The 9499-nt window shown below is 70.8% G+C and carries 10 protein-coding genes; 3 read left to right on the top strand and 7 right to left on the bottom strand.

Going from position 1 to position 9499, the window contains the following annotated elements; genetic code table 11:
* The 4 genes from FHN55_RS21680 to FHN55_RS21665 all read right to left on the bottom strand — a co-directional run.
* Nucleotides 1-285 (bottom strand): transposase (locus FHN55_RS21680; RefSeq protein ID WP_139714491.1); only part of this gene is annotated, 285 nt, incomplete at its 3' end.
* 408 nt (nt 286-693) lie between these two features.
* Nucleotides 694-1785, bottom strand: coding sequence for a tryptophan--tRNA ligase (gene trpS / locus FHN55_RS21675; protein WP_139714490.1), 1092 nt, complete (start codon nt 1783-1785; stop codon nt 694-696).
* A gap of 316 nt (nt 1786-2101) precedes the next feature.
* Nucleotides 2102-2920 (bottom strand): SDR family oxidoreductase, encoded by an 819-nt coding sequence (locus tag FHN55_RS21670; RefSeq protein ID WP_139714489.1) that lies wholly within the window; start codon nt 2918-2920, stop codon nt 2102-2104.
* A 265-nt stretch (nt 2921-3185) separates the two neighbouring features.
* On the bottom strand, nt 3186-3593 hold the full coding sequence (locus FHN55_RS21665) for a VOC family protein (protein ID WP_218974915.1): 408 nt from the start codon (nt 3591-3593) through the stop codon (nt 3186-3188).
* Between the two features lie 458 nt (nt 3594-4051).
* On the opposite strand from FHN55_RS21665, the gene FHN55_RS21660 reads away from it, so the two are divergent.
* Nucleotides 4052-4390, top strand: coding sequence for a hypothetical protein (locus tag FHN55_RS21660; protein ID WP_139714487.1), 339 nt, complete (start codon nt 4052-4054; stop codon nt 4388-4390).
* 173 nt (nt 4391-4563) lie between these two features.
* On the opposite strand, the gene FHN55_RS21655 is transcribed toward FHN55_RS21660, so the two are convergent.
* Nucleotides 4564-5517 (bottom strand): LD-carboxypeptidase, encoded by a 954-nt coding sequence (locus FHN55_RS21655; protein ID WP_306821833.1) that lies wholly within the window; start codon nt 5515-5517, stop codon nt 4564-4566.
* Between the two features lie 640 nt (nt 5518-6157).
* Here FHN55_RS21655 and FHN55_RS21650 point away from each other — a divergent pair.
* On the top strand, nt 6158-6505 hold the full coding sequence (locus FHN55_RS21650) for a hypothetical protein (RefSeq protein ID WP_139714485.1): 348 nt from the start codon (nt 6158-6160) through the stop codon (nt 6503-6505).
* Between the two features lie 266 nt (nt 6506-6771).
* On the opposite strand, the gene FHN55_RS21645 is transcribed toward FHN55_RS21650, so the two are convergent.
* On the bottom strand, nt 6772-7548 hold the full coding sequence (locus FHN55_RS21645; RefSeq protein ID WP_139714484.1) for a TetR/AcrR family transcriptional regulator: 777 nt from the start codon (nt 7546-7548) through the stop codon (nt 6772-6774).
* A gap of 80 nt (nt 7549-7628) precedes the next feature.
* Here FHN55_RS21645 and FHN55_RS21640 point away from each other — a divergent pair, with 80 nt between their 5' ends.
* A complete protein-coding gene (locus tag FHN55_RS21640; protein WP_139714483.1) occupies nt 7629-8498 on the top strand; it encodes an NAD(P)H-binding protein in 870 nt (289 codons plus the stop codon).
* Between the two features lie 330 nt (nt 8499-8828).
* Here FHN55_RS21640 and FHN55_RS21635 read toward each other — a convergent pair whose 3' ends face one another.
* Nucleotides 8829-9032 carry a cold-shock protein gene (locus tag FHN55_RS21635; protein WP_139714482.1) on the bottom strand — a complete coding sequence of 68 codons (204 nt, stop codon included), beginning with the start codon at nt 9030-9032 and terminating at the stop codon, nt 8829-8831.
* Nucleotides 9033-9499: the final 467 nt, after the last annotated feature.

The raw sequence follows: 9499 nt of genomic DNA, 5'->3' as shown, positions 1-9499 counted from the left end.
GACAGACACGGGGCGAGACATTGATCGCTGGCAGCAAGACCCATCAGACGTCCAGGTCCCGTCCGCGCACCAGCGGCGGTGACGGGAGTACACCGTCTGCCAAGGGCCGAAGCGATCGGGCAGGTCACGCCAGGGACAGCCAGTGCGCACCCGCCAGCGCACCGCGTCCACGATCAACCGGTGGTCACTCCAGCGCCCACCACGGCGTGGGGTGCAGTCAGGCAGCAAGGGCTCCAGCAGCGCCCACTCGGCGTCCTTGAGGTCATGCCGTTCGTCAGCGGCCACGTCGGGGTACTACCCCGATCGCTGATCCGTCAGACACGGCCTAGTAGCGAACTTCCACAGCGCGTCGGAGCAGCGCTGCCAGGGACGGGGCCAATTTTCTCGTCCCCCTGGCGCGAGGCAGCAGGCGCGCCTACGACGTGCGGCTGGTTGCTGCCGACATGCAGTGGCACTTCTAGCGGGGCCCGGGGGTGCAAGGACCGCTGAGGCCCTGTTGAGGACCATCGCTGGTCGCGGGGCTGCACTGCAGGAACTGCAGGGACCGGGCTCGTATCGCGTTGCCGCTCGAGTGCTCGGATAGCGATCCCTTCTGCGACGGACAGCGGCCTCAACTGCCGGCGCGCTGAGCGTGCGCGGAGACGTGCGGTAAGCGGTCCCTTCACGAAGCAGTCGAACCGATGGGACAGCGCCTCAGTAGGTCATGTCCATGGCTTCGCGAACCTCGTCGAGCGTCGCCTCAGCCAGTTCCCTTGCCCGGAGGTTGCCAGCGCGCAGCACCCCGAGAAGCTGACCCCGGTCAGCCGCGATGTCAGCGCGGCGGACCCGCAACGGGCGCAGGTGCTCATTCACCACTTCAGTGACCAACCCCTTCAAGGCCCCCGACCCCGCGCCTCCGACCTCCTCAGCGAGCGCCTGCTCACTGCGCCCAGTGCACAACGACGCCAACAGCAGCAGGTTGGCCACCTCCGGCCGGTTCACCGGGTCGAAGGTGATGACCCGGTCGCTGTCAGTCTTCGCGCCCCGAATTAGGCGAGCGGTCTCGTCCTCGCTGGCCCGCAGCTCGATGGCGTTGCCCCGGGACTTGCTCATCTTCGTGCCGTCGGTGCCCAGCAGCACCGGCGCCGCTGTCAGCAGCGCATCCGGTGCAGGGAAGACCTGGCGCCCGCCGGCGTAGCGTTCGTTAAAGCGCCGCGCGATGGTGCGGGTGACTTCCACATGCGGAAGCTGGTCGCGTCCGACCGGGACGAGGTTGGCCTTGCAGAACAGGATGTCCGCGGCCTGGTGCACCGGGTAGGTCAGCAACAGGCCTGACAGGGGCCTGCTACCGCTGGCTTCCGCTTCGGCCTTGACGGTGGGATTGCGGCGCAGCTCGCCGTCGGAGACCAGGCTGAGGAAGGGCAGCATCAGCTGGTTCAGGGCCGCGACGGCGCTGTGCGCGAAGACGGTCGTCCTGACCGGGTCGATGCCCGCGGCGAGGTAGTCCGCCACCAGCTCCAGCACTGTCGTCGACAAGGCTCCGACGCTGTCGCGGTCGGTGATGACCTGGTAGTCGGCGACGACGAGGACGACGTCGACGCCGGCGTCTTGCAGGCGAACGCGGTTGGCCAGGGTGCCGAAGTAGTGACCGAGGTGCAGTGCTCCGGTGGGGCGGTCTCCGGTGAGAACGCGGAAGCGCTCGGGGTGGGCAGTGATCTGCGCCTCGAGGTCGGCGCTGCGGGCGGCGGCGACTGCGAAGGAGTCCCCGGCTGCGAAACCCTGGGTGGCGCCGGCGGTGGTGGTCATCTGTGGAGCTCCTTGGTGAGGAGCTGTCGGCGGGTGGAGCGCCGGTACGGCGGTGCGCGCAGCGGGCTGTCCGTCGACAGCCCGTGAGGTCAGGTCAGGGCCGTCGCGAGGACGGCCACCACCCGGTGCGTGAGATGAGCACACGGCGACGCTAGCGATGGTGCAGCGTCTACGTCCAGCGCTGCGACGCGCGTCCTTTCCTTGCCGCATCTACAGCCCGGTCGGGGATCCCATCTGCGACGGACGGCGGCCTCGAGTGCCGGCGCGCCACGATCCTCCCGAGGCGGGCGGTGATCGGTGGCCCTCCGCACGGCGGTCAGCTGCCCTGGGCCTGCCGGGATACGCCCTCCCACTGCTTCCACGTCTCCAGCCGCTTCGCGTACAGCTCCGGCACCGCGGTGGTCGGGCCGCTGCCGAACAGCACCCGCAGCGGCGGCTCCTCCGCATCGACGACCCGCAGCAGCGCCTGCGCCGCAGCAACCGGGTCACCCGGCGTCGCCGTGGAGTACCGCTCCCGGGTGGCGTCGCGCACCGGCTGGTACTCGGGCATCTCCTCGCTGTGGTGCGCCGAGGCCCCCGACCAGTCCGTGGAGAACCCACCCGGCTCAACCAGGGTGACCTTGATGCCCTGGCCGGCGACCTCCTGAGACAGAGACTCGGTCAGCCCCTCGAGTGCCCACTTGGAGGCGTGGTAGGCCCCGATGCCGGGGAAGGCGGCGATGCCACCGACGCTGGTGATCTGGATGATGTGCCCGCTGCCCTGGGCGCGCATGACCGGCAGCGCCGCTTGCGTCACCCACACCGCCCCGAAGAGGTTGGCCTCCATCTGCTCGCGCAGGTCGGCCTCGCTGAGCTCCTCGACCGCACCGAAGTGCCCGTAGCCAGCGTTGTTGACCACCACGTCCAGTCGGCCCAGCTCTTGGGCGGCGCGGGCGACGGCCTCGCGGTCTGCGGCGCGGTCGGTGACGTCCAGCTGCAGCGGCAGCAGCGCGTCGCCGTGCTCAGCGCGCAGGTCGTCGAGGCTGGAGGTGTCGCGGGCGGTGGCGGCCACGCGGTCACCGCGGGCCAGGGCCGCCTTGGTGAACTCGCGGCCGAAGCCGCGCGAGGCGCCGGTGATGAACCACGTCTTGGTCATGCACCTCCACTACCCGGTCGCGCGCGACGCAATCCCGCGGAGCGACCAACAGCCGCGTCGGGGCGAGCACCCGCCCCTGTGGCGCTTGGTGCACCAGGGCCGACGCGCGGTCGGACACGCCGAGCAGGCGGGCAGCGGGCACGCGCGCTGGCGGCCACAGGGCACCAGGCCAGCGGCCCGTGCCCGAGGCCCGCGGCTGGATCCGGGGCAGGGGCCGGCGGTGCGGTTCCTGCTCGGCGCCAGGCCCGCCGGAGCAGGTCTGTGCTCAGGGCTCCAGCGGCGCCGACAGCTCGAGGTTGATGCCATCGGGGTCCTGCACGGACAGGATCGTCACCCCGAACGCCGGCAGGTCCCTCACCTGGCCGTGCTCGACGCCGGCTGCTGCCAGTCGCTGTGCTGCGGCCTCGAGCTCGTCGCGTGAGCCGACGGTGAGTGCGAGGTGGTCCAGGCCCACGCGGTCGGGGTCGAAGCTGTCCTCAGCCGGTGCGACCGGCCGCAGCCCCAGCACCTGCCTGCCCACCGTGAAGCTGCAGCCGCCGTAGACCCTGTCGGGGTCCTCGCGCACGGAGGGGTCGCCCCACAGGTGGGTGAAGTCCGTGCGGAGCGCGCTGGCGCCCAGCAGCCAGCTGTAGAAGGCCTTCGACCTGTGGGCGTTGGTGACGGTCAACCGCACGTGGCCGATTGCGGACGGCCGGGCCACCGCAGCCTCGGCATCGTCAGTACTGGCCCCTTCGCCAGCGGCCGTGGTCTGCAGCTCGCCCATCCCCGCAGCCTGGCTGCCCGTGGGCGAACCGCAACCGGGCACCCGCCCGCGAGTCGGTTCAGGCAAGAGGTCGACGCTGAGGACAGCCCGACCGGAACGGGCAAGAGGCAACTGCCACGCCTGGTGCGTCCTCGGTCAGGGTGCCCGGCGCTTCGACCCGCCCGGTGCGGGGATCCCATCTGCGACGGATGGCGGCCTTGAGCGCCAGCGCGCCGTGAGGTGCTCCGAGGCGGGCGGTCAGCGGTTCTCTAACGGTCCGGCCGTGCCTGGCGGAGAGCCAACTACTCCGATCGAGCCAGGGCGGTGACATAGCCACGACCCGGCCCGATGATCCTCAACGGCAGCAGTACTGAACGGAAGGACAGGACGTGGCAGACGCAGACTTCACCTCAGACGACGAGGAGTTCGACTCGGTCCCCGAGCACCTGCGTCCGGCCATCCGCGCCGAGCTCGACGCCCTCGTGCGCGGAGAGCGCCCCGAGCAGATGACCTGGATCGAGGAGTACGGCGACGACGGCGCGACCCTGGTCGATCAGCCTGAAGAGATCTGGGACCACGAGGAGTGCCACGTCACGCACGAGGACGACGGCAGCTGGACGATCAACCTGCCCCTGTGGACCACCGAAGAGTCGCCGAGCGACCTCAGCGCCCAGGTCGACGTCGATGCGTCCGGCAAGGCGACTCTCTACGACGTCCACGTCCTCTGACGCTGGTCGGCCACGCCGCAACCAGTTCTGGCGTCAAGGCCCCTGCTCAGTCGGTGGCACAGCGCGGGTCCTCTCCGCAGGCGCCGAGGCACTCGTCCGCTGATCAACGATCGTCACTGCGACGACTGGAGGGGCCGTGCAGCAGCCACCGCGAGGAGCCTGACGGCTTGTGCTCAGCGGCTCTGACCCGCCTCGCGCACCGCCGGCTCGAGTAAGGAGAGCCGTGGCGCTCCGGCGTCCAGAGCCACCCGCACACCGACCGGCATCGGCAGGTTCGCGCCCGCGTGTCCGACCTCAACCCCGCCCAGCACCGGGATGTCCCTATCACCCAGGACGTCCAGGACGATCTCGGCCAGTGACGGTGACGCCTCGGGGCCTTCCAGACCCTCGATGGTGTGCGGCACTCCCACCACCATCCCGGCGATCCGGTCCAGCACGCCGGCGTGGCGCAGCACGTGCAGGTAGCTCCACACGTACGCCGCCTGCCCGCCCATCTCCTCCCAGAACAGGACTGCGCCCTCGAAGCGCTCCAGAGGCAGGGCGTAGCGGGTGGCTTGCGCGAGCACGATGCGGTTGATGACACCGCCCAGCAGGGGCCCCTCGGCTCGTCCGGGGCGCCAGCACTGCCATGACGGGGTAGCCGGCAGCGCACCGATCGGCTCGGTGCTCGTCAGCAGCTGGACGTACAGGTCGCGCAGCTTGCTCCTGCGCGCCGGGGAGGCGCGCTGCCACGCCCCGCCCAGACCGGGGGTGGCCAGGTCGGCGTGGAAGCCGACCAGCCCGGTGCGGGCGTGCAACACCAGGTGCAGCAGGGAGATGTCGCTGTACCCGAGGATCGGCTTGGGATCGGCCCTGATGGCGTCGAGATCGATGAGGTCGAGGTAGCCCAGAGCGGTCTGGCCGCCGTCGTGGGCGAAGACGGCACGGACTTTGGGGTCGCGCAGCAGGGCGTTGAGCTCGTCAGCGATCTCGGCGGGTCGGGCGGCGCTCCACCAGTGGCTGCGCCCTGCCTGCAGCAGAGGAGCGCGGTGCACCCTGAGGCCCATCAGCTCGAGCTCGGCGACGGCGGCGTCGAGGTCGCTGGCGTACTGGGGGTGCAGGGGGCCGGACAGGGAAGCGACGGCCACGAGGTCACCTCTGGCCAGGGCGCGCGGGCGTAGGAGGTCGAGAGATGCCGGGCCCGACATCGGTGCAGTGTCACGAGGGAACCCGACCGACGCACCTGGTTTCGCGCGGGACGGAGGCTCGTCGTGTGACCCAGGGCGATGGTCAGCGAGACGCCGACGTTCGTAGGAGCGTCTGTTGAGGATGTCCCGGTGCGCTACGCCTCCGAAGCCGATGACCTCCTCGATGAGGTCTGGCCGCCCTGCGTCATGCCGCGGACGGCAGCTGCCACCACGATGAGCAGAACGAGACCGACACCCGACGTGAGCACCTGAGGACGGAGACCCCGTGCGACGCACTTCGACGGCTCTGGCTGCCACCGCGCTGGTGAGCGCTGTGGGCCTGACCGGCTGCGGAGGCTCCGCGCCGGAGACCTCCTCCGCTGGCCAGCCGCTGAGCACCGCCACCGCGACCACTCCGGTCACACCACCGGCCAGCTCCGCTGCCAGCACACCCTCCAGCACACCGGTCCCTGATGACGTCGGCACTGGCGATGGGCGGGCGCCGTTCGTGCCGCTGGAGCAGGCCGGTGAACGACCCGGGTCCGGCTCGTCCAGCATCACCGCGGCCCGTCTCGGGGAGCATGAGGGATACGAGCGCGTCGTGCTCGACCTGGAGGGTGCGCCGGGACAGGTCGCCGGCTGGTACGCCACCGCAGTGCCCCAGCCGGTGCAGGACGCCTCAGGAGAGCTGCTCGACGTCAAGGGAGGTCGCTTCCTCAACCTCAACGTCACCGGCATCGCCAACGGCAGCGACGGAGGGGTCGACTCCGCGGGGCGGGCGGCGTTCACCGGCACCATCGACGGCAGCGGTGACCTTGTGGATCAGATCTACGTCGGGGGTGCTTGGGAGGGGCAGGCGCAGGTCCTGCTCGGCCTGGACGAAAGTGTCAGCGAGTACCGCGTGCTGGCGCTGAGCGACCCTCAGCGCATCGTCGTCGACGTTCGTTGAACCGCCTCTGCCAGGATCGGTCCTGAACACCGCCGAGCCTGGTGAGCCATACCCGGGTAGCCATGGGCAGCGAGACGCTGACCGGGCAGCGATCCCGACAGCTGGTCATCGCCGCGGCCACCGGTACGCGCCAGAGGGTGTGGCGGTTGGGAGGCGGTCGTCAGCGAGACGCCGACCGACACGCGGTCGTCGATCGGGCTAGAACGAGTCGCCATCTGGGCCTTGGTGAGTGCCGGAACGGGTCCCTGCCCGATGCCTGAGCCCCGTCAGTCCACGACAGCGTCTGCTCCGCCGCTCCTGGGGCGGTTGAGCCACTCGATGAGCAGTGCCCGCTCAGCCTGGCTGAGTCCTGGCATGTCGGGGGCGATCGCGCGGAAGGTCACCAGCGTCGCCGCAAGACGGTCATCCGTTCCCGCTGAGCCCGTCGACGGCTGGAGCACCTGGTTCATCACCGCCGCCCACATCGCCTCAGCCAGGCCCTCGTCTCGCCGCTCAGGGCCGGTGGACAGCAGGGTCTGGATGACGCCGGTGCCAGCCGCCTGCACCAGGTCAACGCACCGTGCCTCCTCCACCCGCAGCAGTCCGGCCAGCGCCAACCGGTGCACCCGGGCCTGCAGCACCCGCCGTCCGGCCTCGGCAACGCCGGAACGGCGAGCCCGCTCGGGGTCTGACAGCAGCTTGAACACCGCGGGGTTGGCGACTCCGAAGTCCACCTGCGCGAGGAACGCGGCGCGAAGGTCTTCCAAGGGATCGGCGTCCTCGTCAGCTGCCGCCTGGGCGATCTTGGCCTTGGCCGCCACGAAGGTCATCGCGGCGTGCTCGGCCACGGCGTCCAGCAGGCCGTCCTTGTCACCGAAGAGCCGGTAGATGGTCGGGGCCTGGACCCCGGCGGCTGCGGCGACGCCGCGGGTGGTGACTGCGGCTGGCCCGTGCTCGTGCAGCAGCGCGACGGCGACCTCGATCAACCGCTCACGCACCGCTTCCCGCCCGCTGCCCGCTCCTGGGCTGCGGGACCGGTCGTGCTCACGAGTGGGGACGGACATGTTGCCAACGATAGCGCAGTCCTGCTATCACTGTGTTACCGCCGATCCGGCGATCCGATACCACTGATAGCGAGACTGTGATGATCATCGTCACTGGAGCGACCGGCGCCCTGAACGGGGCCACCGTGGAGCACCTGCTCACCCGCACCCCGGCCACCGACCTGGTCGTCGTCGCCCGCAACCCCGCCGCCGCACAACACTTCGCCGACCGCGGGGTGGCCGTGCGTCACGGCGACTACGCCCGCCCGGAGACCCTCACCGCTGCCTTCGCCGGAGCCGACCAGCTCCTGCTGGTCTCCTCCTCCGACCAGCGCGCCGACGCGGTCGCCCTGCACTCAGCCGCCATCGACGCCGCGGTCAGCGCGGGGGTCGGGCGCGTCCTGTACACCAGCCACCAGGGCGCCTCCCCGCGCACCACGTTCGGGCCGGGCCGTGACCACGCGGCCACCGAGGCGCTGCTGGACGCGTGCGGTCTGCCGTGGACCTCCCTGCGCAACGGGTTCTACGCCCACAGCCTCACCTGGCTGACCGGCGACTGGCGCTCCACCGGCGTCATCCCCGTGCCCGGCGACGGACCAGTGTCCTGGACCGCGCGCGAGGACGCCGCCGAAGCCGCCGCCATCATCATCAGCGCCCTGGCCGCGGGCGAGCGCGGCCTGGAGGGCCCCCTCACCGTGACCGCCGCCGAGGCGCCGACCTTCGAAGAGGTCGCAGCGATCGCCTCCGACGTAGCCGGTCACCGCATCCAGCGCACGCTGGTCGAGCCCGAGGAGTGGGTGAGCGCGCAGGTCGGCGCTGGGCGACCGGAGTTCGTGGCTCGCTTCACCCTGGGCATGTACCAAGCCGCTGAACAGGGCTACTTCGCTGCGACGTCGCCCCTGCTCACGGACCTGCTCGGTCGCACCCCCAAGACCGTGCACCAAGCCCTGCAGGCGCCACCGAGCCATTGACGGACGGCGACATGAGGGCTCCCGCCCCGGGCGCTGCGGGCCAGCCAGAAGCGCTTCGGGTGGCAGTGGCGGGCTCGAAGGGTCCACGGCGAGACGCGGACCAGAGATGGATCCTCAGCGTGCCGCTGACCGGATGAGGATGCGCAGCGAACAGCCAGGCATCGCGGCCGCCAACGTCTTCACGCGGACCCAGTCGCGCCAAGCAGCGGATGCCCGCGAGGCTGGGTGGGCGTTGTAGGCGGCTGAGCCCGCCGACCCCGGGAGGGGGCCGGCGGGCTCTGGTCGAACTGATGGGTCAGGCCCCGCAGGAGCTCGACCCCACATGGGGGGTCAGAGGGTGTGGACACCCTGGGCCTGGGGGCCCTTCTGGCCCTGGCCAACCTCGAACTCCACGCTCTGGCCCTCGTCCAGGCTGCGGTAGCCCTGGGCGTCGATCTCGCTGTGGTGGACGAAGACGTCAGCGCCCCCGTCGTTGGGAGTGATGAATCCGAAGCCCTTCTCGGCGTTGAACCACTTGACTGTTCCCTGTGCCATGCGAACCACTCCTCAAGGGTTGTCGGTCCCGCACGTTGCAGGACCGGCCGGCCCACGCGGCGGCGTCGCGACCTCGCTGGTGGAGGTCAGACCGCCGCCGCACTGCTACCGGGGACGTGGTGGAACACGACACGCGGAACTGGACGACCGGGAACTGCAGCGTCTCGGCGGGGCCGTGCATTCCGACCGGGTGCCCACCGGTGGACGATCCCTTCTGCGACCGACGGCGTCGCTAGCGCTCAGAAGCCTCGTCGGGCCCGTGCTCGCCTGTTGACCGGCCTCCATCGGAGGATCCGGCAGTGTCGGCTCACCGAGATCTCGAAAGGCGCCGGCCTGCGGCAGGCTCGCGCTGGCGCGGTCAGTCGGCGCGCAGCACCGCGCGGGTCACTGCGCCGACGGGCATGACCGGGGCGCCAGTAGTTGCACGCAGTCCGCTCGCAGCGGCATCAGCAGCGCCTCGGCGAGGT

It is taken from the genome of Streptomyces sp. NP160, from assembly GCF_006335115.1.
Classification (GTDB): Bacteria; Actinomycetota; Actinomycetes; order Actinomycetales; family Quadrisphaeraceae; genus Quadrisphaera.
This window is presented reverse-complemented; position numbering and strand designations above follow the sequence as displayed.

Bases quoted from the DNA above. Each gene is read 5' to 3' on its own strand.
- trpS (WP_139714490.1), bottom strand. From the start codon at position 1,785: ATGACCACCACCGCCGGCGCCACCCAGGGTTTCGCAGCCGGGGACTCC.
- FHN55_RS21670 (WP_139714489.1), bottom strand. From the start codon at position 2,920: ATGACCAAGACGTGGTTCATCACCGGCGCCTCGCGCGGCTTCGGCCGC.
- FHN55_RS21645 (WP_139714484.1), bottom strand. From the start codon at position 7,548: ATGTCCGTCCCCACTCGTGAGCACGACCGGTCCCGCAGCCCAGGAGCG.
- FHN55_RS21640 (WP_139714483.1), top strand. From the start codon at position 7,629: ATGATCATCGTCACTGGAGCGACCGGCGCCCTGAACGGGGCCACCGTG.
- FHN55_RS21635 (WP_139714482.1), bottom strand. From the start codon at position 9,032: ATGGCACAGGGAACAGTCAAGTGGTTCAACGCCGAGAAGGGCTTCGGA.